General features: G+C 67.2%; 23 protein-coding genes. 16 read left to right on the top strand and 7 right to left on the bottom strand.

Annotated elements, in window-relative coordinates; translation table 11 throughout:
- Positions 1-79 precede the first annotated feature (79 nt).
- From ACFU5M_RS00670 to ACFU5M_RS00650, 5 genes are all read left to right on the top strand, one after another.
- Positions 80-1,387: a glycosyltransferase 87 family protein gene (locus ACFU5M_RS00670; protein WP_379041685.1), complete on the top strand. Its 1,308-nt coding sequence runs from the start codon at positions 80-82 to the stop codon at positions 1,385-1,387.
- A gap of 458 nt (positions 1,388-1,845) precedes the next feature.
- Positions 1,846-4,299 (top strand): FHA domain-containing protein, encoded by a 2,454-nt coding sequence (locus tag ACFU5M_RS00665; protein ID WP_379041683.1) that lies wholly within the window; start codon positions 1,846-1,848, stop codon positions 4,297-4,299.
- A gap of 119 nt (positions 4,300-4,418) precedes the next feature.
- The gene (locus tag ACFU5M_RS00660; protein ID WP_379041681.1) at positions 4,419-4,592 is read left to right on the top strand and encodes a CopG family transcriptional regulator; all 174 of its coding nucleotides are present in this window, start codon (positions 4,419-4,421) and stop codon (positions 4,590-4,592) included.
- Complete coding sequence (locus tag ACFU5M_RS00655) at positions 4,589-4,930, top strand: VOC family protein (protein ID WP_379041679.1); 342 nt, start codon at positions 4,589-4,591, stop codon at positions 4,928-4,930. The genes ACFU5M_RS00660 and ACFU5M_RS00655 overlap by 4 nt, the downstream gene beginning before the upstream one ends.
- Positions 4,931-4,949: 19 nt before the next feature.
- The gene (locus ACFU5M_RS00650; RefSeq protein WP_379041885.1) at positions 4,950-5,786 is read left to right on the top strand and encodes a class I SAM-dependent methyltransferase; all 837 of its coding nucleotides are present in this window, start codon (positions 4,950-4,952) and stop codon (positions 5,784-5,786) included.
- A gap of 183 nt (positions 5,787-5,969) precedes the next feature.
- On the opposite strand, the gene ACFU5M_RS00645 is transcribed toward ACFU5M_RS00650, so the two are convergent.
- Positions 5,970-6,665, bottom strand: coding sequence for an NAD(P)-dependent oxidoreductase (locus tag ACFU5M_RS00645; RefSeq protein WP_379041677.1), 696 nt, complete (start codon positions 6,663-6,665; stop codon positions 5,970-5,972).
- Between the two features lie 321 nt (positions 6,666-6,986).
- Positions 6,987-7,805, bottom strand: coding sequence for a class I SAM-dependent methyltransferase (locus ACFU5M_RS00640; protein ID WP_379041675.1), 819 nt, complete (start codon positions 7,803-7,805; stop codon positions 6,987-6,989).
- Positions 7,806-8,363: 558 nt separating this feature from the next.
- Here ACFU5M_RS00640 and ACFU5M_RS00635 point away from each other — a divergent pair.
- Complete coding sequence (locus ACFU5M_RS00635) at positions 8,364-10,058, top strand: hypothetical protein (RefSeq protein WP_379041673.1); 1,695 nt, start codon at positions 8,364-8,366, stop codon at positions 10,056-10,058.
- Positions 10,059-10,143: 85 nt separating this feature from the next.
- On the opposite strand, the gene ACFU5M_RS00630 is transcribed toward ACFU5M_RS00635, so the two are convergent.
- Together ACFU5M_RS00630 and ACFU5M_RS00625 are read right to left on the bottom strand one after the other, a co-directional pair.
- A complete protein-coding gene (locus ACFU5M_RS00630) occupies positions 10,144-10,362 on the bottom strand; it encodes a hypothetical protein (RefSeq protein WP_379041671.1) in 219 nt (72 codons plus the stop codon).
- The gene (locus ACFU5M_RS00625; protein ID WP_379041669.1) at positions 10,359-10,619 is read right to left on the bottom strand and encodes an SDR family NAD(P)-dependent oxidoreductase; all 261 of its coding nucleotides are present in this window, start codon (positions 10,617-10,619) and stop codon (positions 10,359-10,361) included. The genes ACFU5M_RS00630 and ACFU5M_RS00625 overlap by 4 nt, the downstream gene beginning before the upstream one ends.
- Positions 10,620-10,979: 360 nt before the next feature.
- Between ACFU5M_RS00625 and ACFU5M_RS00620 the strand changes: the two genes are divergently transcribed.
- From ACFU5M_RS00620 to ACFU5M_RS00585, 8 genes are all read left to right on the top strand, one after another.
- Complete coding sequence (locus ACFU5M_RS00620) at positions 10,980-11,624, top strand: ABC transporter permease (protein ID WP_379041666.1); 645 nt, start codon at positions 10,980-10,982, stop codon at positions 11,622-11,624.
- Complete coding sequence (locus tag ACFU5M_RS00615) at positions 11,621-12,904, top strand: ATP-binding cassette domain-containing protein (RefSeq protein ID WP_379041664.1); 1,284 nt, start codon at positions 11,621-11,623, stop codon at positions 12,902-12,904. Before ACFU5M_RS00620 ends, ACFU5M_RS00615 begins: the two co-directional genes overlap by 4 nt.
- Entirely contained in the window at positions 12,901-13,638 is a 738-nt protein-coding gene (locus ACFU5M_RS00610) for an ABC transporter permease (RefSeq protein ID WP_379041662.1), read from the top strand. Before ACFU5M_RS00615 ends, ACFU5M_RS00610 begins: the two co-directional genes overlap by 4 nt.
- Complete coding sequence (locus ACFU5M_RS00605) at positions 13,635-14,618, top strand: glycine betaine ABC transporter substrate-binding protein (RefSeq protein ID WP_379041660.1); 984 nt, start codon at positions 13,635-13,637, stop codon at positions 14,616-14,618. The genes ACFU5M_RS00610 and ACFU5M_RS00605 overlap by 4 nt, the downstream gene beginning before the upstream one ends.
- 186 nt (positions 14,619-14,804) lie before the next feature.
- Positions 14,805-16,994, top strand: coding sequence for an RNA polymerase recycling motor ATPase HelR (gene helR / locus ACFU5M_RS00600; protein ID WP_379041658.1), 2,190 nt, complete (start codon positions 14,805-14,807; stop codon positions 16,992-16,994).
- 315 nt (positions 16,995-17,309) lie between these two features.
- Positions 17,310-17,972 carry a TetR/AcrR family transcriptional regulator gene (locus ACFU5M_RS00595; RefSeq protein WP_379041656.1) on the top strand — a complete coding sequence of 221 codons (663 nt, stop codon included), beginning with the start codon at positions 17,310-17,312 and terminating at the stop codon, positions 17,970-17,972.
- The gene (locus ACFU5M_RS00590) at positions 17,923-19,146 is read left to right on the top strand and encodes an oxygenase MpaB family protein (protein ID WP_379041654.1); all 1,224 of its coding nucleotides are present in this window, start codon (positions 17,923-17,925) and stop codon (positions 19,144-19,146) included. The genes ACFU5M_RS00595 and ACFU5M_RS00590 overlap by 50 nt, the downstream gene beginning before the upstream one ends.
- Positions 19,147-19,556: 410 nt before the next feature.
- Complete coding sequence (locus ACFU5M_RS00585) at positions 19,557-20,225, top strand: hypothetical protein (RefSeq protein WP_379041652.1); 669 nt, start codon at positions 19,557-19,559, stop codon at positions 20,223-20,225.
- 60 nt (positions 20,226-20,285) lie between these two features.
- Here ACFU5M_RS00585 and ACFU5M_RS00580 read toward each other — a convergent pair whose 3' ends face one another.
- From ACFU5M_RS00580 to ACFU5M_RS00570, 3 genes are all read right to left on the bottom strand, one after another.
- On the bottom strand, positions 20,286-20,744 hold the full coding sequence (locus tag ACFU5M_RS00580; protein ID WP_379041650.1) for an SRPBCC family protein: 459 nt from the start codon (positions 20,742-20,744) through the stop codon (positions 20,286-20,288).
- A 118-nt stretch (positions 20,745-20,862) separates the two neighbouring features.
- Positions 20,863-22,134: an MFS transporter gene (locus ACFU5M_RS00575; RefSeq protein ID WP_379041648.1), complete on the bottom strand. Its 1,272-nt coding sequence runs from the start codon at positions 22,132-22,134 to the stop codon at positions 20,863-20,865.
- Positions 22,135-22,224: 90 nt separating this feature from the next.
- On the bottom strand, positions 22,225-22,458 hold the full coding sequence (locus ACFU5M_RS00570) for a hypothetical protein (RefSeq protein WP_379041646.1): 234 nt from the start codon (positions 22,456-22,458) through the stop codon (positions 22,225-22,227).
- Between the two features lie 691 nt (positions 22,459-23,149).
- On the opposite strand from ACFU5M_RS00570, the gene ACFU5M_RS00565 reads away from it, so the two are divergent.
- Positions 23,150-24,625, top strand: a complete 1,476-nt coding sequence (locus ACFU5M_RS00565) for an NAD(P)/FAD-dependent oxidoreductase (RefSeq protein ID WP_379041644.1) — start codon at positions 23,150-23,152, stop codon at positions 24,623-24,625.
- A gap of 49 nt (positions 24,626-24,674) precedes the next feature.
- A complete protein-coding gene (locus ACFU5M_RS00560; protein WP_379041641.1) occupies positions 24,675-26,459 on the top strand; it encodes a 3-deoxy-7-phosphoheptulonate synthase in 1,785 nt (594 codons plus the stop codon).
- Positions 26,460-26,864: the final 405 nt, after the last annotated feature.

Raw genomic sequence — 26,864 nt, 5'->3', positions numbered from 1 at the left:
CCGACATCTGCACGGAGGGCACGACTTGCTACCGTGACGGCGGCAGCAGGCATCTCGAGGGGAAGATGTGGGGGGCGCGATGGCGCGGAGTGCGGACTCGACCGGTGCAGCGATCTCGACCGGATGGGCGGTTCTCGCGCTCGCCGCCGGCGTTGCGGCGTTGCTGCAGGCCGCGCTCGTGCCGTTCACCGCCACGCCGCAATTCGGGTTGCTGGTCAACGATGGCGATCTGGTGATCTACCGCAATGCCGCCCGTACAGTGCTCGATTCGCAGGCGCTCTACACCGCACCGATTCCGCCGGGAGGCTGGTTCACCTACCCGCCGTTCGCAGCCCTGTGTTTCGTTCCGCTCGCGATCGTGTCGTTCGGAGTCGCGAAAGTCGTCTGGTTCGCGATGTCGTTGGTTGCCCTGTGGGCCACGATCTGGCGGTGCTGGCGAGTGCTCGGCTATCGCGGGGATGCCCGCCTTGCCCTACTGAGCCTCGGACTGGGGTTGGTCGCGATCGACATCGAGGCGGTCCGTGGCACGCTGTGGCAGGGGCAGATCAACCTGCTGCTGATGGCGATCCTGGTCTGGGACCTCACCCGTCCGGCCGAGGCACGATTGCGCGGCTTCTCGGTCGGCCTAATCGCCGGGATCAAGCTCACCGCGATCGTGTTCCTGCCCTATCTGCTGCTCACTCGGCAGTGGCGCGCCGCTGCCACCGCGAGTGCCACCGGTCTGGCCACCGTGGTCGTGGCCTGGCTGATCCTGCCCGGCGACGCCTGGGAGTTCTGGCACGATGCCGCCGGTGACGTCGATCGCATCGGTCCGGTCACCCATCCGGGGAACCAGTCGATCAACGGCGTGCTGTCGAACCTGTGGGCGCCCCAGCTCGCGCCGGATCGACTGTGGGCCGCATGTGTCGCCGGCGCCGCCTGCCTCGGCTACGCCGCCGCCGTCGCCGCCCACCGCACACAACGCCCGCTACTCGGGGTGGTGGTGGTCGGGTTGATCGGGTGTGTTGTGCCGCCGCTGGCGTGGAGTCATCACTGGGTGTGGTTCGTGCCATTGCTGATCGTCTTGCTGCACTCCACCACACGCGTAGACGGACGCCGCATATTCCGAATCGTCGTGACGGCAACCCTGTTCGCGGCATCCTCGATGTGGCTGACCAGTTGGCTCTACGCCGAGATCGAGGCCCTCGGTCTGACCGGGGCTCCCACCTATGTCCCCGCCATGACCGCCGCTAGCGAACAGATGCCCCACATGGTCCGAGCCATCGTCTGCGGCGTTCCCGTCGCGGTCTACCTCGCCGTGGTCACCGCGATCCTCACCCGGCCACCGACCGGACGGCCGAAACAACACTCTGCCACCGAACTTCCCGATAGTCCCGCACTCGGATGACGAGACCACCATTACGCCGATGCTCGACAGTGGCTTGCAGAGGAACCGAGAGATGCTGTTCTCCAGTGGATCTGATCGTGTTTCGACCGAACCGGCATCTCCCGTAGAATAATCGCCGAAAAACCGTTCGTAGCACGGAGTGTTCGGAAAAGTATTACATATTCGAGTTCGCTTCCTTCTCTCGCGTTCTCCCGTATCCGTCGGCGCTGGTGGCAAGTTCGGGATCGCTCGACATCTCCTTCGCCGGGCGACAGTAGACCGGCTGACCGCCTGGCATATTCCGACGGGCACGTGAGTGGTTGCTATCACGCTCGTCGGATTCGTCAGCGCTGTTCGACGCAGATCCCGTGGGATAGCCGAGTGGCACGAACAATGTCCGACACGACAGACCTCACCCTGACATCTCGGCAATGCAGAACTCTTGCGGTGGCAGTACGGGCCGGTCGTATACTCGCAATATGGCGGATGAATCGTCCTCCACAGAATTTCCCGATGCGCCGGTTCTGGTGGTGCAGACAAGGGAACGCGTCTATCGGCTACGCGCCGGGGGCGCATATAATGTCGGCCGGGATCCAGAGGCCGACGTCGTCGTCACCGATCCGCGCGTCTCTTCCTTGCATGCCGTTCTGGAGCGGGATGCGGACGGGTGGAAAATCGAGGACGCGGGCAGCCTCAACGGAACCTTTTTCGACGGTCACCGCGTCGAGGAGATGATGATCGATCACGACGAGACGTTCCAGCTCGGTCACGCGGTGGACGGCGAGCAGTTGGCCTGTTCCTTGGAGGGACAAGACGGCCGACCCGCCCCCGAGTCCGGTAGCGGCGTCGGTGGAGACACGATGCTCGTCCCCGATCCCGGCTACGACCTCGACGATGAAGCCACGGTCACGAAGTTCCTTCCCGGCCTTCCCCGGCGAGTTTCGCCTCCGGCGACCCACCCCAGCGCGGTAGTCCGGATCACCTCACCCACGCTCCGAATCGGACGCGCCGCAGACAACGACATCGTTACGCCCGACCTCATGGTCTCCCGCCATCACGCCGAGCTGCGCACGGTCGGCGCGGGAAAGTACCAGATCGTCGACCTCGACAGCCACAACGGCACCTACGTCAACGGCTCCCGCGTCGAGGCCGTCGACCTCGCCGACTTCGACTCGATCGGCCTGGGGCATACCACGTTCCGGCTGGTCGGCGACGAGCTGCGCGAATCCGTCGACACCGGCGAGGTGTCGGTTTCGGTGCAGAACCTCACGGTGCGGACACCGGAAGGCAAAGTGCTCCTGGACGGCGTGGGGTTCCCCATCCCCCAGCGCTCGCTCGTCGGCGTCATCGGGCCGAGCGGGGCGGGCAAGTCGACCCTGCTCGGCGCGGTCACCGGGCTGCGGCCCGCGACGGAAGGGACGGTCCGCTACGACGGACGCGACCTGTACACCGATTACGACGAGCTCCGGCACCGGATCGGACTGGTCCCGCAGGAGGACATCCTGCACAACCAGCTTCCGACGCGGCGCGCGCTGCTCTACGCGGCCGAACTGCGCTTCCCCGGCGACACCGGCCGCGAGGAGCGCGAGCAGCGGGTCGACGAGGTGCTCGAAGAACTCGGCTTGGCGCGGCACGCGGATACCCGCATCGATAAGCTCTCGGGCGGGCAGCGCAAACGGGTGAGCGTCGCGCTGGAGTTGCTGACCAAACCGTCGCTGTTGTTCCTCGACGAACCGACCTCCGGTCTCGACCCGGGCCTGGACAAGACCGTCATGGAAATGCTGTCCGAACTGGCTCACGACGGACGGACCGTCATCGTCGTCACGCACAGCGTGGCGAACCTCGATTCCTGTGACCGCCTGTTGGTCTTGGTGCCCGGCGGCAGACTGGCCTATTACGGACCGCCGGCCGAGGGTTTACAGCAGTTCGGAAAGCGCACCTGGGCCGAAGTCTTCCAGGCATTCGACCGCGAGGAGGACCGCGACTGGGCCGGTGAATTCCGGGCTTCGCCACGCTTCGAGCAGTACGCGGCGGTCGCACCGATCGACGATGTCGGTCCCGCGGATGTACACACACCGGCGCCGCCGCCCGCGCCGCAGTCCAAGTCCAGCCAGCTCAGTACGTTGTGCAGGCGATATCTGGCGGTGATCGCCTCCGATCGCAGCTATCTGGCGCTGCTCGGGGTGATGCCCGTGCTGCTGGGTGGCTTGATCGCCGCGGTGCCGTCGGGCGAGGGGTTCATCGGGGCGCCGGGAACCAACATCGATGCCCCGACCAAGCTCATGGTTCTGGCATTCGCCGCATGCTTCGTCGGCACCGGCAACTCGATTCGCGAAATCGTCAAAGAGCAGACGATCTACCGCAGAGAACGCGCCGCGGGCTTGTCGGCGGGGGTCTATCTGATGTCGAAACTACTGGTACTAGGGGTGATCACCACCCTGCAAGCGGCGGTGCTGGTGTTGGTCGGCACCATCGGCGTGAGTATGCCGCCGAAAGGGCTTTTCACCTCCGTCGAGCTGGAGCTGATCCTCGCGATGGCGATGCTCGGCATCGCGTCGCTGGCGCTGGGCTTGCTGGTGTCGGTGGCGGTCAACACCTCGGAGAAGACCCTGCCGTTGCTGATCGTGCTCTCGATGGCGCAACTGGTGCTCACGGGCGGGCTGGTGCGGCTGCCCGGCACACCCGTTCTGGAGCAACTGTCCTATATATCGCCGTCCCGGTGGGGGTTCGGGGCGGGAGCCGCCACCCTCGACCTCGACACCCTCTCACCGCATACGGGCGCACCCGACGCGCTGTGGAAGCACACGCTCGGCACGTGGCTCGTCGATATGGGTGTCGTCGCCGGTCTGGGAGTCGCCTTCCTCGCCTTGGCTTGGTACCGCCTGTACCAGTTGCGCCCCAGGCGCCGAGGCGCCCGCCGCCCGAGGCTCTGACACCGGGGCAACTCCGCAAGTACGCCTGCGACCAATTCGGCGCGTGCGCGCACGACACGAACGCTCGGTCGGCGCTGGCACGCTAGTGAGCTAGCATGCTAATTTGCTAGCATCGCCTCATGGGCGAGGAAGTGAAGCAGTTCAACGTCTACCTGCCGGTCGAGCTGATCAAGCAGGTCAAGTACCGGGCGATCGAGTCGGAGATGTCGTTGTCGGCGCTGGTCACCGACGCGCTGCGCGCCTACCTCGCCGACGAGCACCCGCAGTCACCGTCAGGAGAGGATGGACAATGACGACCGAAGGCATCGAGGCCGTGTTCCTGGAAACCCACAATTGGGGCCGGATGGCCAAGTTCCTGCAAGGGTTGGGCTACGCCGTGGAGTTCGAGACCGACCACCACTCCGGCCGGTTCCGCAACGGCGACGGCCCTTACGTCTTCGTCGCAGAGGTCCCGCCGACGCAGCAATCGCGCACCCGGTTGGTGCTGAAGGTCCCGAATTCGCAGGACCGTCCGGGCGACGGCGTCGAGATCGTCACCGGCTTCGAACCGACCCACTACGGCACCCGGGAGATGACCGTCCGCGACCCGGACGGGCGACTGTGGAGCCTGCAAGCGCCGGACGAGGAGTGAGGCAGTGACACACGAGACGATCACGCCGGACAGCACCGCCGTCCGGGTGGCTCTGTGGCGAGCCGTGCACGTCCTGGACGACCCGCCCCCGCACGTGTTCGACGATCTCACCGGCCTGCGCTTGGCCGCACCCGAGGAGGGCTGGCGGCACCGACCGGATATGGATCCGCAGACCACCGCACCGATGCGCGCCGGCATCGTGTCCCGCGCCCGCTTTCTCGAGGATCTGCTCGCCCAGCAGGCCGAGCGCGGCGTGGATCAGTACGTCGTCCTCGGCGCCGGGCTGGACAGCTTCGCCCAGCGCCGGCCCGGCCTCGCCGCGAGGTTCACCGTCTTCGAGGTCGATCAGCCCGGACCTCAGGCGTGGAAACGGCAGCGTCTCGTCGAACTCGGGTTCGGCATCCCGTCGTGGCTGCGGCTGGTACCGGTCGATTTCGAGGTGGACGCGTGGTGGCAGCGGCTGCTCGAGGCGGGCTTCGATCCCACCCGCCCGGCGCTGATCGCCTCCGCCGGTGTCTCGATGTACCTCACCCGCCAGGCGAATATCGCAACCCTGCGACAACTGTCGGAGCTCGCGCCGGGTTCCACCCTTGCCACGACATTCCTGCTACCGCTCGAACTCGTCGACGCCGACGAGCAGCGACTACGCCGGTTCGCCGAAGAGGGCGCCCGCCGATCCGGCACCCCGTTCCTCAGCTTCTTCCGCCCCGACGAGATGGTGAAACTGGCCGAAGACGCCGGCTTCGCCGCCGCCCGGCACATCTCGTCCGCCGAGCTGACCACCCGCTACTTCGCCGACCGGACCGACGGCCTGCGGCCGGCCGAATCCGAGCAGATCGTCATCGCGACGACTTGACCGGCGCCGGCACGCCCGGCGCCGCCGAGGCCACGGCGGTGCCGGTCAGCGTGACCGCCACGGCGGCGCCCTGGAACGTAGGTGTGTTCATGATCACGACCTCGGACTCGTCGAACGCGGGCGCGGATCGCTCCGATCATCATCTCGGCGTCGAGGATGCCGTCGGGCGTCACAGCCGAACGATCATCTCTTGGCGAGCGCCTCGCCACGGATCCACTGGAGCAAGGTTGGGTTGTCGTCGGTGGTGACGACGCTGACGGTGGTCCGGAGGTGGCGGTCGTCGTCCAGCAGGGCCAGCATGCTCGCGGCCAGGTCGGAACGGGCAGTGAACCTGCCGTCGGCGTTGCCTTCGATGATCGTGTAAGCGGTGACCGACGGCAGGTGGTAGAGCCCGCTCGGGCGCACGATCGTCCAGTCCAGATCACTGGCGCGGACCAGCGCTTCCATCCGCCGCATGTCGTCGTACAGCGTCTTGCCCAGGACCCGCGTCACGTAGGGCAGGAGTACCCGGTTGAAAAGAAGACCCCCGTCGGAGTACGAGTGCGGCTCGACCCCACTCGAGCTGACCACAACCAGCCGACGCACCCGATGCCGTTGCATCGCGGCGACGATATTGGCCGCACCTCGTGAATAGGTGGTGATCGGTTCCTTTCCCGCGGGCACCCCGAGCGTCGACAGTACCGTGTCCCGCCCGGCCACGGCGGCGTCCACGGCGGCCGGATCGAGCACGTCGGCCCCGGCCACTTCGAGCCGATCATGCCGCAGCGGAAAGGAATCCGGCTGCCGGGTGACCGCGGTGACCTGATGTCCCGCGGCGAGCGCCTGGCCGGTGAGCAGGCGGCCGGTGGGACCATTGGCTCCGAAGACCGTGATACGCATGACGACTGTCCTTCCTTGGTTACAACACTTACTGCGAACGTCCGGGAAGCTGTGGGCAGCGAGCCGAGCGTCTGCGCCCACAAGCTCGCCGGCGAGCCGAATACCTCCGGCCCACCGTTGCTACCTGCGCGGCAGCCTCTCCGAGTAACCGGACGACCACTAGACGCCTGCGGCAGTGCCCGCGTAACAGGACGGTCCTATGACGTGCGTGACCGATATCCGCCCCCGCAAAGCGGCGGCGATCGTTCGGCAGCCGCACATTCCGCGGTATGGATCGGTTCCGCGACCGACGTGGCCTGGTTGGACGAGGCCGGGTAGCCCCTAGATGCTCATCGTGCCGGCATGAACCAGGTGCGGCCCGGAATCCACATCGGTGCTGGGGCGGATGCCGTAGGCCGCCAATAGCTCTGTCGCGGAATGGTCTTCGACCCGAGCGAAGCCCGAGGACAGCAATTCGGCGCGGATCTGGTCCGCCGTGAAGAAGCTGAGCCACGGCTCACCCACCGCGGCCACACGATCCGCGCGCGCTCGTTGTGCTCCGGTCGACCGATCACGCGATGTCGGAGCGGTCGGATAGAGATAGTCGAAGACCACCTCTGCTGCCGCGCCGTGATCGGCGATATAGCGAAGAGTGTCGTCGACCGATGTCCCGGTCAGGTACATGACGACGCCGAGCCAGATGAACAAGGCATCGCGCGTGCGGTCGAAGCCGGCCGCGGCCAACCCGGCGGCCAACGTGGACTGTTCGAAATCGATCGGGGCGAAGGTCACTGACGGCGGGACCGCGATTCCGGCCTCGGACAGTCGACCCCGCTTCCACTCCTGGGTATCCGGATGGTCGACCTCGAAGAATCGCACGCCCTCGGTAGTGTTGCGGTAGGCGGTCGTGTTCAGTCCGGCACCGAGGATCACCACCTGGCGGGTGCCTCGGGCGACGGCGACCGCCGCGACGTCGTCGGCGAATCGACTGCGCGCCGCGATGAACAACCGGCGGCGACGAGCCAGATCCTGATCGACGCCTCGGTCGAATTCATTTGCCCGAAAATCGGATTCGCCGATGATCCGCTGCGCCAGAGGATCGGTGAACACTCGGGGCTCGTCGGCAGCCTGATGGTAGGCCCGCGCTCGCGCGACGGCCATCGCGGTTCTACTCGGTTGCCCGACCTGCATGCCCGCCACACTACCGACTCGCCGAGCGCGCCCACCTGACCGGACGAGGGGTGATCTTCGACGCAACGGCCGATCCATCAGAGGGTCATCAGCTCGGACACCGCCACGTTCGAGTGGGAACCGTGCCAGCCGGGAAGAGATCGCCGCCACCGCGTGAATGTCGCCCTGCGATCTACTGATCCGCGCGAGTTCAACCGTTTCCGCTATGCAGGCGTCACATCACCGTCGGCAGCATCCCCTCGCCCATAGGCCTCCGCCTTGATCGTGCGACTGCTCGACGTCGACGCATATGGGCTGTGTTCCAACGCGAACCGGCCGGGATTTGGGATGTTTCGTAGGCGCCTCGGTTGGCGTTGACAGCCGGTAGAGGGCGCCCTATGTTTCATCGCGCCGGTGCGGAATGTGCCGGTGATACAGCTGCTCCGCTGTCATGACGAGAGGTCGTCGATGCCGGCACATTCGTTGACAAGCCACCGTCGGTACGGGAGACATCGTGACGGTGTTCTGCGTCTCCTGAGATCCGGCATCGTGACCACCGTGCTGGTCGTCGCGGCCGCGGCGCCGAGCGCGACGGCGCAGCCGAACGGGCCGGAACGTACCGAGACCGCGGTGGCTTCCTCCTCGTCGATCACAGCGGTGGCGGAATCCGTGGTCAGCCGTCGAATTCCGCTGCCGGAGTCCGTCGGGCCGCGTCCAGCCGCCTGCGACCGGCTGTCGTATCTGCGCTACCGAGATGCCGCCGGTCCGGCCCGCTCGGCGGACGCCGACGCCGTTCTGGTGGCGCAACCGGGGATCTTCGAAGGCGCGGGCGCGTTCGACAGCGTCGCGCGCAATACCGTCGCCGCGGCGGCGAAGCAGGGCAGGCACCTCGAGTTCTGGGCGTTGGATCGTCGCTCCAACTGCCTGGAGGACCACCTCGGCATGCAGGCCGGTCTCGCGTCGCGCGACGTGCACCTCGCGGTCGACTACTACTATCGCGGCGCCGACATCGACGGCCGCCGCTTCGGCGGCGTGGTGCCGAACGAGCGACTCGGGTGGCTCGGTCATATCGGTGTCGCGCAAACGGTGCAGGACCAATACGATCTGCTCACCGCCGAACTGCCGGATCCGGAGACACGGAAGCGAAAGACGTTGTGCGGTGGTCATTCGCTGGGCGGAGTCCTCACCGCGTTCTTCGCCGAATGGGATTTCGGCGGCGTCGCGGGCGCCGACCAGTGCGCCGGCTACTTCGCCCTCGATTCCTCGATAGACACCTCACTGTCCGCGCTCAACGGCATCCCCGACCTCCTCGACCTCTCGATCGGCGGGATCGGCTCGGCCGCGGTCGAGGCCGCGCTCGACGGTGGGGCCCTTCCGCGCGTGCTGGCTCTGCCCGCGGTCATCAACCCGGAGACGATGAACCTGCTGGGAATCGCCGGGCTCGCCGCATATCTCGCGCCCGACAGCGAATCCGATCTGGCGGCCTACGTTCCCAGCAGCCTCAACCAGGAAGCCACCTACCGCGTCCTGGTGTCGCGGAACGTGGCGGCCGCCGCGACCGGCTCGCCCTCGGTGCGTGATTTCCGGATCACCAATGCCGCCGCGCTCGGAGCGTTCCTCGACGCCAACTCCCAGCCGCTGGCACTGCTGCAAGCCGGATTCGGCTTCTTCGATGGCGGCACCGTAGTGGACAAGGACTTCCCGGTCCCCGGTGATGTCGCCGCGGTGCCGGCGCTGCGCGGGCTCACCGGCATGCTGTTCGGTCCGGATCGCAAGGCGATCCCCGATCAGCCGAACGGCCCGCTCTACACCTGGCGCGACTACGACGAACCAGCCGTGGCCGCGGGCGCATCGGACCGCCACGGCGTACCGTTCACCGACGCCACACATGAGGTCACCGCCATCGCGGACCTCGCACGCAGCCTGGCGGCGCAACCGCTGGACTTCACCGAGTGGTACTTCCCGATGCGACTCGCGTTCGACGTCTTCCAGTCGCAGGCACCCGACATCACGCGTCACCGCACGCACCCCGGCGGCATCTTCGCCAACCCGACCATCAACCTGATCGGCGGCGCCGGGGTCGTCATCGCGGCCGGGTGGCGTGGTCACGGCGAGACGGTGACCGCCCCCGGCTACCACCACATCGACGTGCTCACCGCCGCCGCGCGACAATCCGGCGGACAACCGGAGATCATCTCCACCAATCTGGCCCGCTTCGCCCTCGATCGCGTCGATCGCCCCTGATGCCCAGCGCCCTGTCAGGACGGCATTCGCCCGCTCCCGTCGGCGAGGGCCGATATCGGGGTAAGGCGCGGAGGCAGGCCTGCCCTCAGACAACCAGCATCGCGCTCGACACCTGCCACAGCCGGGCGGCGGCGTCGGGGTCGGGGTCGAGGGTGTGCGCGGTGACTCCGTTGCGGGCGCTGAGGACTCCGACCTCGGCTTCGCCGCAGTCCTCGAAGTAGCGTCCCCCGACACCGTCGAGCAAGGGCGATGTCGCGACCAGCACGGAAGTGGCCGCACCCTGCTGCGGCGTCTTCCACATCATGCGCGCCCCGCCTGCGGCCGCGCGGAGCCCGCGAGTTCCTCGTCGGACACGTGGCGCCGCAGATTGGTCTGGATTCCGCCGGGCATCAGCGCGTTGACCGTGATGCCCTCGCCGGCCCATTGCCGGGCCGCTTCCACGGCGAACAGCACGTTGGCCGTCTTGGACTGGCCGTAGGCCGACCACGGATCATAGGGGCGGCGCTCGAAATGGGTGTCGTCGAAAACGACCGGTGAACGATGATGCGCACTGGAACTCACCGACACGCGCCGCAATCGTCACACCGCAAGCGGCGGCAGACCCGGCGCGGTGCCGGAGACGCCCGTGGCGAGCCCGGCCCCCGCACCCAGTCCTCGGCACGGATTCCCGCCGGGATCGCCTATTTCGATCTGGGTGACTGTAATGCTGGCCGGGCCGGGGTGAGCGTGGTTTTCTCTGAGCCGATCGTCGGGTTCGAGCGAAAGGCCCCTTTGATGAACGACCGTGTTATCCGGCGATTCGCCCTCCGCGCGCCGTCGGGAATCGAACGTGCGGCATCGATTACTCTTTGACGGCTCGCGCGCCCGGACGACCGATCACGAACAGGTACCGCCTGATCTTCGGCTGACGATGGGAATCCCGTGAATTTATGGAACTACATCCGAGGGCGGGGCGAAGTTCTTGCGTTCCTCACTTATCAGCATGCTTCGCTGGCGTTCCAGACGGTCTTGGTCGGAACGGTCGTCGCCGTCCTCGTCGCGGTGGTGGTGTATCGGCTCCCGCTGTTGTCCGCGCTTTCGCTGACCTCCAGCCGTGTCGCGCTGACCATTCCTTCGCTGGCATTGCTGGCGATCCTGCTGGTCCCGTTCGGCTTGGGCGTGGTCCCGTCGTTCGTGATGCTGGCGTTCTTCGCGGCGTTACCGGTGATCGGCAACGCGATCGTGGGTTTGCGGTCGGTGCCCGCCTCGGTCGTCGAATCCGCGCGCGGAATCGGCTTTTCGCGGTGGCGCATTCTGCTGACCGTCGAATTGCCGATCGCCTGGCCGGTGATTCTCACCGGCATCAGGGTGTCCACCCAGATGATCGTCGGCGTCGCCGCCATCGTCGCCTATGTCCTCGGACCTGGCCTCGGATCGCTGATCTTCAACGGCCTTTCCCGCCTCGGTGGCGCGAACGCCCTGGAGATGGCGCTGACCGGCACCATCCTCATCGTCCTCATCGCGCTGGTGTTCGACGCGCTCCTCGTCCTGCTCGGACGCCTCACGATCGCAAAGGGATTGTCATGACCGACGATGTGACCAGCCGGCCCGCACCGCCCGCACCGGAGCGCACCGTTACCGGTGCGTCCATCCAGCTGGACTCGGTCGTCAAACGCTACAAGGGCCAGCAGAAGCCGGCGGTGCAGCGCCTCGACCTCGAGATCGAGGCCGGCGATATCGTCGCGTTCGTCGGCCCGTCGGGGTGCGGCAAGACGACCACGCTCAAGATGATCAACCGGCTGATCGAGCCGACCGAGGGCCGGATCTTCATCGGCGGTCGCGACGTCACCAGGGAGGACCCCGACAAGCTGCGGCAGTCGATCGGATATGTCATCCAGTCCGGTGGCCTGTTCCCCCATTGGACGGTCGCCAAGAACGTCGGCGCCATCCCGCGGGTGCTGGGATGGGACAAGAAGCGGATCGCCGAACGCACCGAATACCTGCTCGATCTGGTCGGTCTCGACCCAGGCACCTTCGCCGACCGGCTTCCCAAGGACATGTCCGGCGGACAACAGCAGCGGGTCGGCGTCGCGCGGGCGCTCGCGGCGGACCCGCCGGTGCTGCTCATGGACGAGCCGTTCGGCGCGGTCGACCCGATCACCCGGGTTCGCCTGCAGGACAGCTTGATCGCGATCCAGCACGAACTCGGGAAGACCATCGTGCTCGTCACGCACGATTTCGAGGAGGCCACCAAGCTGGGCGACAAGGTGCTGATCCTGTCCGAAGGCGGTCACGTCGAGCAGTACGCGCGCCCGGAGGAAATCCTCACCGACCCGGCCACGCCGTTCGTGGAGGAGTTCGTGGGCTCCGGCGCGAAGCTGGCGTATCTGACCGTGTCGCGGGTGCGCGACGTCGCCTATGACGAGGTGATCACCGCTCGCATCGGCGAGCCCGCGCACAGCGTGATCGACCGCGCGAAGGCTGCCGGGCAGACCTGGGTCGTCGTTGTCGACGCGGCCGGGCGGCCCCGGTCGTGGCCCTCACTCGCCGAGCTGGCGACCAAACCGGAGGTCTCGGACTACCTCGATCGGCGATTGCCCGTTGTCGCACGATCCTCGACGCTCAACGACGCGCTCGACGCGATGCTCGCCACCAGCCAGGGCGCCGCACTGGTGACCGATGGTCGCGGCGCGGTGCTCGGCTCACTGAGCATCGGCACCGTCACGGAGGTGATCCGGAACAAGCTCGCCGAGGGGCGTGCCGACGAGGAGGATCTTTCCTACACCACGTACATCGACGGGACCGATCCGGCGCCGACCCCGGTGGTCGCGGCGGACGACGATTCCGGATCGGCCGGGCAGTCATGAGCCGCCTGCGCCGCGTTCCGCTCGACGTGTGGTTCGAGCCGATCATCATCCTCGTCATCGGTGCCGGATACGTCATCTGGTACCGGTCCACGACGTTCACCGCGACGGAGAAGGCGTCCCTCGGCTGGGCCAACCTGCAGACCACGATCCTCCGGCACGTCGAGCTGACCGTGGTGGCCACGGTGATCGTGGTGGTCGTCGCGATTCCGCTGGGCATCGCGCTGACCCGCCCGGCGTTGCGGCGGCTCGAACCCATCGCCGTCAATATCGCCAATGTCGGCCAAGCCGCGCCTGCCGTCGGCCTGCTGGTCTTGTTCACCTTCTGGCTGGGCACCGGATTCCGTACGGCGATCGTCGGTCTCGTCGTGTACGCGATCCTGCCGATCCTGCAGAACACGATCGTCGGGCTCCGGCAGGTCGATCAGCGCACGATCGAGGCGTCGCGGGGCATCGGGTTCTCGGCCACGCGGACGCTGTTCCAGGTCGAACTGCCGCTGGCGGTGCCGGTGATTCTCAACGGGGTGCGCACCGCGCTGGTGATCCTGGTCGGTACCGCGACGCTGAGTACGTTCATCGGCGCGACCAGCCTCGGCACGCTCATCACGACCGGCGTCACCCTTTTCCTGCCGAAACTGCTCCTCTCCGGCGCGATCCTGGTCGGACTTCTGGCATTGCTCATCGACTGGCTCGGCAGACTGGTCGAATTGGCCGCGACCCCACGAGGTATCTCATGAGATCGCCACGAGCCCGGCTGGCCACACTTGTTTCCACGCTCGTCGTAGTGGCGATGCTCGCCGGGTGCGGTCTGGTGAGCTCATCCGGAACCTTCCACGACGCGCGCCTGCCGGACGGTGCGCGGCCACTGGACGGCGCGAAGCTGGTCGTCACCTCGAAGAGCTTCACCGAGGGCGTGTTGCTGGGCAAGATCACCGCGACCTACCTGGCCGCGGCGGGCGCGAGCGTCACCGACCTGACCGGGGCGCCGGGTTCCGCGTCGTCTCGACAGGCCCAGCTCAACGGCGACGCCGATGTGCTCTGGGAGTACACCGGCACCGGCTGGGTCAACTATCACAACCAGACCGAGACGATCTCGGACCCGAACGAACTCTGGCAGCGCGTCCACGACATCGAGGAGCGCGACCACAACCTGGAGTGGCTGCCGCCGGCCAACTTCAACGACACCTACGCGTTCGGCGCGTCGACGCCGACCGCCGACCGCCTGAAGGTCCGGTCGCTGTCGGACGTGGCGGCGCTTCCGATCCCCGAGCGGACGTTCTGCGTCGACGACGAATTCTTCAGTCGCTCGGACGGTTTCATTCCGATGCTGCAGAAGTACGGGATTCCCTACAACGATCCGGGCGGTGTCCCGTCCGGCAACGTCACGCGGATGGACGCCGGTGTCGTCTACACGGCCACGGCCAAGAGCGCCCCGTGCAATTTCGGCATGATCTACACCACCGACGGCCGGGTCAAGAACCTGAAGCTGGTGGTGCTCGACGACGACAAGCAGTTCTTCCTGCCCTACAGCGGCACCGCGGTCGTGCGCGGTGCGATCATCGACCGCTACCCGCAGTTGCGCACCCTGCTCGGAACGATCTCCGAGCACCTCACCGATGAGCTTATGCAGGACCTGAACGGCCGCGTCGACATCGATGGCGAGGATCCCGCCGACGTCGCCTACGACTGGCTCGAGAGCGAGAAGCTGATCCAGTAGGAAGGTATCAACCTCTTTCCACTCTCAATCTATAGCGGACCCGGGGGCTTGCGGCAAGACCCGGGTCATGCCGCAGAATCGCTGGCCGTGGCCAGAACCTGCGGAAATGGGAGTAGCGAAATGCGGAGTGCGAGCAGTGTCCGCGTGCACCACGCAGGATCGCCGAGCCGGAAAGAGGAGGGGCCTGTGTCGGCTCAGGGGTACGAGGACGAATTGCGGTCCGAGCGGGACTATGTGGCCGGGCTCTACGCGCGGCTCGACGCCGAACGCGCGCGAGTGCGGGGTCGCTACGCCGCGGCGTTGCGTGGGAACGGCGGAACGCCGATGGAACGGGATGTCGAGGTGCGCGCGCTGGCCAAGGAGGCCAAGCGGCTGGACGTGGCGGACAACGGGCTGTGTTTCGGTCGGTTGGACACCCTGTCGGGTGAACACTCCTACATCGGCCGGATCGGACTCTTCGACGAGGAGAACGAGTACGAACCGCTGTTACTCGATTGGCGGGCGCCTGCGGCGCGCGCGTTCTACGTCGCCACCGCCGCCAGCCCGGAGAACATGCGCAGACGCCGCCAATTCCACACCCGCGGACGCGGCGTCGTCGATTTCACCGACGAGGTGCTCGGCCGCCCCGGCGGTGGCGAGCGAGGCGACGCTGCGCTGCTCGCGGCGGTCGACGCGCCGCGCGGTACGGGAATGCGCGACATCGTGGCGACGATCCAGTCCGAGCAGGACGAGATAATCCGGCTCGATCACCCCGGTGTACTGGTGATCGAAGGTGGTCCCGGCACCGGGAAGACCGTGGTGGCGCTGCACCGCGTCGCGTACCTGCTCTACACCCAGCGCGAGCGGATGGAACGCAACGGCGTGCTCGTGATCGGGCCCAATCCGGCGTTCCTCGATCACATCAGCCGCGTCCTGCCCTCGCTGGGCGAGACGAACGTCGTGTTCATGACCACCGGCGACTTGATGCCCGGTCTGCGCGTCACGGCCGAGGACACCCCGGCGGCGGCCCGGCTCAAAGGCTCGCTGGACATCCTGGACGTGCTCGCGGCAGCGGTGGCCGATCGGCAGCGGCTGCCGGAGCGTCCGCTACCGATCGAACTGACCGACGTCACGGTGCGCATCGATGCCGAGACCGCGGAGTGGGCCAGGCAGGAGGCGCGCGCGAGCGGGCAGCCGCACAACGAAGCTCGCGCGGTGTTCCGGGAGATCGTCACATGGGTGCTCACCGAACGAGCGATAGCCCGGATCGGCCGCGGCTGGCTGACCCGGCAGGAGCGCGAAGCATGGGAGAACCTGCGGACGGACCTGATCGCGGAGCTCGCGGACTGCGACCAGTTCGCCGCCGCGCTCGACGAACTCTGGCCGATTCTGACACCGGAAACCCTGTTGGCGCAGCTGTACGAGTCCCCCGAGCGGTTGGCGGCGGCAGGCGCCGACGAGGCGCTGTGGCGCGCCGATGGCGCTGCCTGGACGGTATCGGACGTGCCGCTGCTCGACGAGTTGGTCGACTTGCTCGGCCGCGACCGGTCGGACGACCGCGCAGCCGAGCGGGAACAGCAGGCCGAGGCCGCCTACGCGGCCGGCGTATTGGACCTCCTGGTCAGCCGGGAGGACCTGATGGACGACGAGGACCACCTGCTCGCCCAGGACATGCTCTACGGACACGACCTGGCGGATCGCTTCCTCGAACGCGACACTCGCGAACTCGCCGAACGCGCCGCGGCAGACCGGGACTGGACCTACCGGCACGTCGTGGTCGACGAGGCCCAGGAACTGTCCGAGATGGACTGGCGAGTGTTGATGCGGCGCTGCCCCGGCCGATCCTTCACGGTGGTCGGTGACCTCGCTCAACGCCGGTCGGTCGCCGGAGCGACCTCGTGGGACACGATGCTGGAGCCGTACGTACCCGGCCGCTGGGTCTACCGGTCGCTGTCGGTGAACTACCGCACCCCGGCGGAGATCATGTCCGTCGCCGCCGCGCTGCTCGCCGAATTCGCGCCCGGGGTGCAACCACCGGAGTCGGTTCGCGCGTGCGGTGTCCAGCCATGGTCCAGACGAATCACCGAGCACCAATTGGCCGCTGCGATCGAGGATTTCGTACGGGATGAAGCCGGTCGCGAAGGCACCAGCGTCGTGATCGGGCCGCCGGATGTGCCGGGCACGGTGGCGGCATCGGAAACCAAGGGCTTGGAGTACGACGCCGTCCTGGTCGTGGAACCGGAACGGATCCTCGCCGAAGGACCGCGCGGCGCGGCCGAACTCTACGTCGCCCTCACCCGCGCCACGCAGCGCCTCGGTGTCCTGCACCGTGATTCGTTGCCGCGGGCTTTGACCGGACTCGCCGAAAGCGGGACACCGGCCCAGGCCCGAAAATAGGGGGCCGGCATGACGTGCGGGTAGGGCCCGAGCGAGAACCTCGGCGCGCCAGACGCACCAGCGGGACCGAGCCTCTTGGCCTCGTCGAGCGCGGGACCACACCATCGACATCGGCTCGATCGACGCGCGACCCCCCGCGCCGCATCTTGTCGACATCTCGACCGCCGAGACCGGCGCTGACCGGGGCAGCGGCGGTCTCACGCGCTCCTACCCTTCCGTCGCGACACGACCGCCCTGGAGATCGCAGCCGAGCGGTCGGCGCCGGAAATTCGGCGAACCATTGACTCAATGAAACAATCTTTGTACTTTTGTATCATGACCGAGGGCATCGACGGCGTCGACGAGAGGATCATGGACGCCGCGCTCGACCGAATCCTGCAGGTCGGGATTCGCCGGGCAAGCCTCGAGGACATCGCCCGCATGGCCGGGCTCAGCCGGATCACCATTCATCGCCGGTTCGCAGGCAAGGACAACCTGATCGAGGCGGTACTCGCCCGGGAGACCCGCCGCATGCTCGCCGAGGTCACCGCGATCGCCGCCACCACCGCCGACGTGGACGCTCAGATCGAGGACACGATGCTCTACGTGCTGCTGCAGACCCGCATCCACCGGCTGGTCACCCAGTTGCTGCGGGTCGCGCCCGACGAGGCGTTGCGCTTTTCTACCGTGCAGGGCGAACGCCTGGTGTCCATCGGGATCGAGTACATCGTCGGCATGCTCGGCCACGCCCGGTCCGCGGGCCTCGTCGACGACTACGACCCGCGCCCGGTCGCCGAACTCGTCGCCCGCCTCGCCCATTCGCTGCTGCTCACTCCCGGCGGCGGCAGCGTCGACTTCACCGATGACGACCGTGCCCGCGCCTTTGTCCGCACCACCATCGTGCCGTTGATGAAGCACGGCATCACCCGCCCCGATGAGGAGCCCAGCAATGACCACGTCCGCCACCATCCCGGCACGGCACCCCGACCGGCCCCGTAAGGCACCCGGCCTCGGCCCGTTCGCCGCGCTGTTGCGCATCGGGAAACCGTCCCCGCAGCGCTGGCAGCTGCTCGGTGAATCACTGCTCGTCGGCGACGAGCCGATGGACCGCCTCGTCGAGTGGATGTACGCCGAAGGCATGGCCGTGACGCGGCCGTTGTTCGAGCGGGCACTCCGGACGGGCGTCGACAGCATCCCCGACGCTCCCGCGCCGCTGCGCGATTTCTTCACCGTGGTCGAGGACACCCCGGCATGGGTCGACCCTGATCTGTTGCGCGCCGGCGAGCGGGTGTTCCGCTCCGGCGGCAACGACGGGCTGTATTTCGCTCGCGACGTGTCCTTCATCGGCGGCTACCTGGCCTCCGGATTCAACAAGACCCTCCTGCGCACCGGCGCCCTGGAGAAAGGCCCCGCCCGCCGGTTCGCCGAAACCTTGCAATGGGCGATGGACGTGTCCACCGAGAACGGCATGGACCGTTACGGTGTCGGTTACCGCTCCACCCTGCACGTGCGGCTGATCCACTCCTTGGTCCGCAGGCACGTCGCCGCCATGCCCGACTGGCGCACCGGTGAGTGGGGCCTGCCGATCAACCAGACCGACATGGCCGCCACCCTCGTCGGCGCCCTGCTCGCACCGGTCGTCGGCGGTATGGCGCTCGGTGTGATCCTCTCCCCCCGCGAACTGGCCGCCGCCGCCCACCTCACCCGCTATGTCGGCTGGCTCATCGGCGTCGAAGAACAGTGGCTGCCCACCGGCTTCCGCGACGGCATCGCAATCCTCGACCACTGCCTGACCGCCATCACCAACCCCGACCAGACCAGCCGCCAACTCGCTCGTCCCATGGCCGACGATCCGCTGCACTGGTCCTACCCCAACCTGCCCGGTCTTCGAGGCCGCCTCGCGCGCGCCCAGCACCTGTCCGTCAGCAGCGCCTTCCTCGGACCCAAAGCGATGCGGACTCTCGGACTGCCCGCCTATGTCCCACCCTGGTACCCCGCGCTGCGCATCCCCGTCAACCTCGCACGCACTGCCTACACACACCTGGCTCCCGGCGGACTCGACCGCGCCGCCATCCACGGCCGCAAGCAGCAAGAAGCTTTCCTGCAACGCCTGATCGGCGAAACCAGCGCCACGATCGGCGATTCCGCACCGCAATTGGCACGAACCGCCTGACCGCCCGCACGGCTCTCCAGCTGACCGGTCGGCTGCTCGGAGCCGACCGGAAAGGTATTCGAAGGCCCTCGCGCACCGTCTGTTCGACTCGTGCACCACCGCATGAGGCCCCGCGTGTCAATGCGTCCTGATCCCCGGCGCCGCACACGAAGGACGAGATCCGCGCCGCGAGAACGGTTCGACGCGTCGTCGGTTGCTGCGTAGACCTGGACGAACAGCTCCCGGCCTGCTGCGACCGCCGCTCCGCATGGTGACGACAACCGGTGACCGATCCCGGGCATTCGCCACACGCTCCGCGCGTGAGTATGTGATGTTGCCGACAACGTGGCCGGGGGGCTATCTACACTGACAACGCTGACTGCAACCGGGTCGATGCCTTGTCCGAAAACCACACCGCGACGGAGAAGCCTATGTCCGGCCGACGAAATCACAAGCGCTCGAGCAGCATCCGTCCTTCCGACACCGTGCCGGCGATCCGGTATCCGGCCCGTTCGATCCTCGATACTCTGCTACCGGCCATGATCTCGCGCCGCAGCAGCGCGTCCAGCAGCGACCCGGGCCTCGTGCACATCTGGGGCTTCACCGGCACCGGCGACGACGACACGTCGAGCGCGGCGGGCTTCGCGGAATTCTCACCCGACGACAGCCCCACGGTCGCGGGCTCTCCGATCCTGGACATCGCCGGGCGGATGATGGCGGGGATGCACGGCCGCCTGTGGGGATTCGGGCTGGCCCACCGAGCCGCCGCGGACACCGTCGTCCGCGAGATCGACGACCAGCCCGACACGACGACCACCACATCGCCGGACGAGCCGTCCACCACCGAGGAAGTCTGGGCCGCGAGCATTTTCGACGCCCGCGGCAGGGAGACCACCCAGTTGCGTTACGTGCACCTGCCCGAACTCGAACCGATCACCTTCGACGACGACACCCTGGACCGGCACAGCACCATCCACGACTGGATCGACCGCGTCCAGACCGGCGTGATCTCAGCGCACGTCTGGGCCGCAGCCCTGGCCCTGGACGCCCAGCGCAATCGATCCGTCCTCGCGAAACTCGAACAGCGGCTACTGAGCTGACCGCCCAGCCGCGCACCACGCCGACCGGCCTCCAGCCGCCCGTGGCACCTGGAGTGCGGATCAGGTGGTTTCCCGTTGCGCGGCGAGGTCGCGAGATGCGGCGTCGAGGACCCGATCGAACGCATAGGTGAACAGCGGCCGCACGATTCGACGGGTGAGGGCGGCGCCGATGAGCGGTATTCGGAGTTGCGCGGTGGTGGTCCACACCACGTGGGTCCCGCCCGCGGTCTCGCTGAAGCCGACCCGCCCCGTCTCGTGCTTGGAGGGCGGGATGCTGCGGTAGACGTGGTATTCGAACGAACGAGGCGGGTCGTAAGCGGTGATGCGTTCCCAGAACACGCCGACGGCCCAGATCAGCACGCGAACCGCGCCACGCCCATAGGGCGCTTCGTCGCCGGGCACCGCGAGTCGCTCGTGCAGGACCAACGGAATGCGGGTGTAGTTGTGCGCATTGCTGATCCAGTCGAACACCGCGTCGACAGGTGCGGCGATCGTGCGCTCGACGGTGATCGTTTCCATGCTGGTCCCTCCCGATTTCACGGCTCCCCATCCGGCCGGACGTGCCCGTCATGACACAGACCGGATCTACTACAGACCATAGTAGAGGGTCTGAGAAGAATCCGAGTGCTCGGCTCGCTCAACGCGGTGAAGGCCCGATATCGCGAGACGACCTGAGCGACGCCATGGCGGCAGCGATGGCCGCGGCGGCGAGAGCGGCGGTGGCGGGCCAGCCGAACCAGCCGACGGCGGCGGCACCGGCAGCGGTACCAGCGCTGCCGCCGATGAAATAGACGATCATGTAGGCGCTGTTGAAGCGGGCCGGTGCGGCCGGGTCGATGGCCAGAACCACGCTTTGGTTGGCTACTTGGGCCGCGAACAGTCCGGCATCGAAGAGGCCGAGGCAAACGAGGGTGACAACGGGATGCTCCAGGAAGGCGCTCGAGGCCGCCGCGGCGGCGGCAGAGAGCCCGAGCCCGATCAGGATCACTCGCCGCGCACCGACGCGATCAGTCCACGTCCCCGCAATGCGCGTGGCGGCGACGCCGAGTAACCCGGCAACGGCGTACATGCCGATCCGTTCCGCCGAATACGAGTAGGGCGGCTGCGACAGCGCGACCGTGAGCCCGGCCCAGACCGCGCAGAAGGCGAAGAACCACAAGGCGCCGCGGCCGGCCGCCGACCGCAGCGCCGGAAATCGCTTGTACAGAGCGGGGATCTCGCGCAGCGTCGCCAAATAGCCGTCGGCGGCACTTCCCCGCGTTGCAGGTAGCACGAAGCGGGCGATCGCCGCGATGACGGCGCAAGCCACTGCGAACGTGGCGAGCATCGCGCGCCAGCCGATGAGCTCCGTCAGCCACCCTCCGACGATCCGGCCCGCGATGATCCCCGCCGAAATACCCGCTGTCACGATCCCCAGCGCCGTGGCCTGCCGCGACGGATGCGCGAAACGCCCCGCGATCGAACTCAATTGAGCACCGGCCGACGAGCCCGCCCCGACCAGGCCGACGACGAAGCCGAGCAGCCAGGGCGAGCCGACCACCGCACTCACCGCCGAGGTGACCGCCAGCGCGCCGAATTGGGCCGACAACACGATGCGCGGTGCGAACTGGTCCACCAGTGGCACCAGGAGCGCCAAGCCCACCACGTAGCCGATCGGTCCGCAGGCCAGAGCCATGCCGACCGCCGCGATCGAGGTGTGCATCGAGTCGGCCACTTCCGCGATGGCCGGTTGCAGCGGATAGATACCGGCGGTGCCCAGCGCGGCCGCGAGCGCCATGAACCACACGACGGAGGTCCGCAACGCGGTGCTGAGCCGCGCTTCGGGAATAAGATCGGTTTCCATCGCACCGACGTTAAGAACACCGAGCTCACGATTCCGGCGGGAAAAGGACGCGACCGTCGCCGCCAAAGCCCACCTCGGCGCACGATGGTGCGGACAACTCACCGGCCGCATCGGCCCCAGCACAGCCCATCGTAGGGCGGTATCAACGGGTCCCGACTACGCATTCGATCTCGGTGTCGAGGAGAGCACCGCTTCGGAGGTGGTGCCGACGAAGCGCTCCCACACCGCCGCTCCGACCTGCTCGGTCCCGTCCACTCCCGTCGGCTTGCGCGCGGGGACATCGCCGAGGGCGTGACCGCACTCGGGTGACAAGCCGGTCGGCCCGGCCACGAATTCGCATCGCCTGTCGCCGTTTGCGACCGTCTCGACGAACACCCCGATCACCGCCACCGCGTCGGACCGTATCGAATCCCGCGTAGCAGCGCGGATTCGACGTCGACGCAGAGGGCCCCTGACCGAATGTCACATCCTCCGACACCTCTAAATTCCCTACTACGCAGGTCACGCAGTCCGGCAAATTGACCGCGCCGCAACGTGTCCCACCTGGTTCGGTCGTCGCCCGGAGTTGGCCGGGCGCCGATCCGGGCCCAGCGGCGGGGTAACTCTGGGTGAACGGCTCGTGCGGCCGGAGTGCGCGCCGTATCCTGAATCCGTAGGGAGAGTGGGGTGATGACCATACGACGTGCACCGCCCTTGCCCACCCCAGACATCGCACCTCATCAGCCGTGGCTTCGCCGCAATGGCCAATTATTTTTCCCCGCAACGGTTTTCGCGCTGACCGCGCTGCTCGATCAGTTGGGCACCGCAGTTCGGGCCGAGTCACAACGAATCGGCAGGGCGACCTCGTGCGGGGATTTTGGCAATCCTGTAGCAATTACGAACCGGCGCTGCTAGAGGTTGTCAAATGCCTTGTATATCTTGCAGTTTCGCTATCAATTGCTAGAATCAGACCGTGCACCGTTAGCATGGCTAATCAGTGGCAATATTCGTCCGGGCTCTCCCAAGACCGTGGGGCCGCTCGGAGCTGTTTGCCACCGAAGTGGGTGCACGATCCGTTGTCGGCAGTTCCAGGGAGTTCGCTATGGACAATCCGCACGTTCTGGTCATCGGAGGCGGCCCAGCCGGGTCCACCACCGCAGCCCTGCTCGCCAAATCGGGGGTCCGGGTGACCCTCCTGGAACGAGATAAGTTTCCCCGGTATCACATCGGTGAAAGCCTGTTGGCCTCGGTTCTGTCGACCCTGCGCCTCTCCGGCGCCTACGACGCGGTTGCCGCTCATGGCTTCCAGGTCAAACGAGGAGGCCACTTCCAGTGGCAGAACGACGACTGGCTGCTGGACTGGTCCAAACTGGTGGACGCGGAGGCATGGTCGTGGCAAGTTCAGCGTGACGTCTTCGACGATCTTCTGTTGCGCAACGCGGCCGAGCAAGGCGCGGAGGTGATCGAGCGGGCGACGGTCACCAACGTCTTGTTCGAGGGCGACCGGCCGACGGCCGTCGAGTGGACCGTCGACGGTGACGACCGGATCCACACCACCGGGATCGATTTCCTCGTCGACGCGTCCGGCCGGGCCGGTGTGCTGGCCAAACACCAAGTCGTCGAGCGTCAGCAGCACCCGGCCTTCCGCAACGTGGCCGTGTGGTCGTATTGGGAAGGCGCGCACCTACATCCGGACAGTCCGGAGGGGGCGATCAATGTGGTGTCCACGCCCGAGGGCGGCTGGTTCTGGAATATTCCGCTCTCGAACGGCCACCACAGCGTCGGCTACGTCGTTTCCGCGCGCAAAGCCGCCCCGAAGCTTCGGGAACAAGGCCGCGAGGCGTACTACCTGGAGACCATCGGCGACAGTGCGGCGATGGGCAAGCTGCTCGCGGGCGCGCGGCAGGTCGCGGGGGTCAAGGCGGAGCAGGACTACTCCTACACCTCCGACCGGTTCAGCGGTCGCGGTTGGGTCGTCGTCGGCGACGCGGCCTGCTTCCTCGATCCGCTGCTGTCCAGCGGCGTGCATCTGGCGACGTACTCGGGGCTGGTCGCCGCCGCGGCGATCGCGACGGTGTCGCGCGGTGAACTGAGCGAATCCGACGCTCTGGCCTTCTACGAGCACGCCTACCGCCGGGCTTACACCCGATTCCTGGTCCTGGTCTCGCGCATGTACGAGCAGTACGTCGGCTCGGAGGAATATTTCGCGCATGCGGGCACCCTGACGACCGGGCACAGCGGCGATACGAAGCAGGCCCAGTTCACCGAGATCATGGCGGGCCTGACCGACATGGACGAGTCCTCGGGAGCGCAACAGCGCACCGCGACCGAAACCATCATCTCCGCGGCCGAACATCTCCATGCGGAGTCGGCGAATCTCGAGTACATGGGTCACCTCGACATGTCCGTGGTGTGGGATCACTGGCGCGACCCGTTGGCCGACACCACCACCGGCGAGCTACGGATCACGACCGAACCGGTGCTCGGCCTGACCGCTCGGCCCAGGACGGACGAGGAAGTCGCAGCAGTGGCTCGCCCCGTGCTCCCCCCGACAGCAACCGGCGCGCCCATCCTCTAGCGCCGGTCTCGTACGGATCTCTCGTGATAGTCAGTGCACGGAGCCGGTCGTGACGATCACGCACACCGGCCCCGAACCACCGGGTGATTGCCCGCCCGGTGGTTCGGGTTTCCGAAACCACAGCGACATAAGGCGATTCGGCCACCCCCTGACCAGGATGCTGCTGGCGAGCGACGGATTCACCACGCCCGCCCTGTCGGCGATATTGGGCACCGACCTGCACGTGCGGGTGTTGCGCCAAGACGCTGTCGCGGCCGGTCTGCTACCGAACACCGTCACCGATGCCCTGCGCGTGTCCGGTGCCGATCGCGTCCTCGTCCGCCATTCCTGTCTGGTCAACGCGGATTTGGTCACCGCGTCCGTGAACTACGTCGTCGCCGGGCGATCGGGCGCGGCCGCGTCCGGATTGGACGATGTGGGGGTGCCGATCGGGTCCGGTTTGATCTCCCGTGGGGTATCCCAGCGACGCCACCTACTGCGGACCGGTGTGATGACGTGGCCGGACGGGCGGGTGTGCGCAGCGCGCGCATACGTCATGCTGCTCGGCGACCGGCCGCTCTGTTATGTCCGGGAATCGTTCAATCCGGACGTCGTTCCACCCGACTTCACCGCTACGACCGGCGACGATCGACCTTGGGCCGACGAACCGGCGCCTGCGCGGGCGGCGACGTTCGCGATCTCGAGACAACCCTTCGCGGCGCACGAACTCCGGGGCGGCGAGCAGTACGGCGAGGCATCCGCGACCCCGCCGACCGGCGCGCAGCGTTCGCGGCCGCTGCGCGCACTGGTCCACCCGGACGAATGCGACGCGCTCACAACCGGTTTGGCGAAGGCGACGCACGGCGAGGGCTTCGTGCTGCACCTCGGCGGCCGCGACGACGCCTCGTCAGGGGGCCGATCCCGCGCAGTCGCCGACCGCCGGGCACTGATACACGCCACAGCGGCGGTCATGGCGCATGTGCTCGGAGAAACGTCCGTCACCATAGAACGAGCGCCCAGGCGGCAGCCCGGATACCTTCGCGCTGCCGCGGCGCTCGACGAGTGGCCCGGCGATCGCCTGCCGCTCACGTTGTGCGTGAACATGCTGCACCGCGCCGCGGATCGGTGCCGTGAGCCGGTGCGACGCGATCTGCTCCGCGCGGTCGGCGGACTGTTGCCCATCGCCGCGATCGCACCGCCGGGCGGTCACGAATTGCACAATTCGATTGTGCCGCCGCGTGTCTCGCGGGAGCCGAGGCTGCCGTACGCGGCGGCGCCGGCCCGTCAGGGACCGGACGGGCGGTGGTGGGATCGTTCGGCACACCTGTTGTGGATCGGCAATCCCGCGCCCGACCGAGTGCGGTTCGCCACGAGTGTCGGCAACCCCGTTGCGGTAGCGCTCGGTCCCACGACCACACCGCACGACGTCGAGCACCTGTGCCGAGCGCTGAATCCGCAGAAGCAGCCGGGTAGACTCACGCTGGTCCCCCGGCTCGGCGTCGCCCGCACTCTCGACACGCTACCGGCGTTGTTCGCCGCGGCCGCCGCGTGCGAGACCCCGGTCTGCTGGGTGTGCGATCCGATGCCCGTCAGGCGAACGAGGCACGGTCCCGTTCCCCTTCGGGTCGAGGGTGTCATCGACGCGATCAGCGCGTTCTTCCGAGCCTGCCGGGCGACCGGCACCGTTCCCGGCGGCCTGCATCTCGAGTGTGGGCCCGATGTCGTCATCGACTCACGGGGCGACAGGGAGACAGCCAAGCTTCCCGCGGACCGCCGAAGTCGTCGCGCCCCTGGCCTGGATCCCGTGGCGATATTGCACTGCGTCGTCGCTGCCCTCGAGTTGCGGGCCGGCTGACGCGGATTGTCTCCAGCGGCGGGAACTCGAATTCGAAGCCGCGCTATATCATCGCTCGGTTGAGATGGGCTCGGTAAGCCCATCTCCGAGCCGCATCCGACCGACTCGGCCGGAGGGGCAACCAGGCCATCCTGCGTGACCGACGCCCGAGCTCGCCGACAATTTTTATGACCAGAACTGGCGGTTAGTTAGCAATAGAGATTTGCTCTGATTCGACGATTACGATTCGACGACACCGCACGACGTCATCCGCGTGACCGGCACTTCCCGCTTCATGCGCCATCGGTGTCGTCCTACAGCATGCACAGCCAAATTTTGGAATAATTGCGGTTCACTTGTCGAGTGTCACAAAAACATGTGATTCGCGATCGAATCGCTACACTTTCGTTATTCTTCGGACGGGTA

The organism is Nocardia sp. NPDC057455, from assembly GCF_042802775.1.
In the GTDB taxonomy this organism is placed as follows: domain Bacteria; phylum Actinomycetota; class Actinomycetes; order Mycobacteriales; family Mycobacteriaceae; genus Nocardia.
The sequence above is the reverse complement of the archived record's forward strand: the minus strand, read 5'-3'. Positions and strand labels throughout refer to the sequence as shown.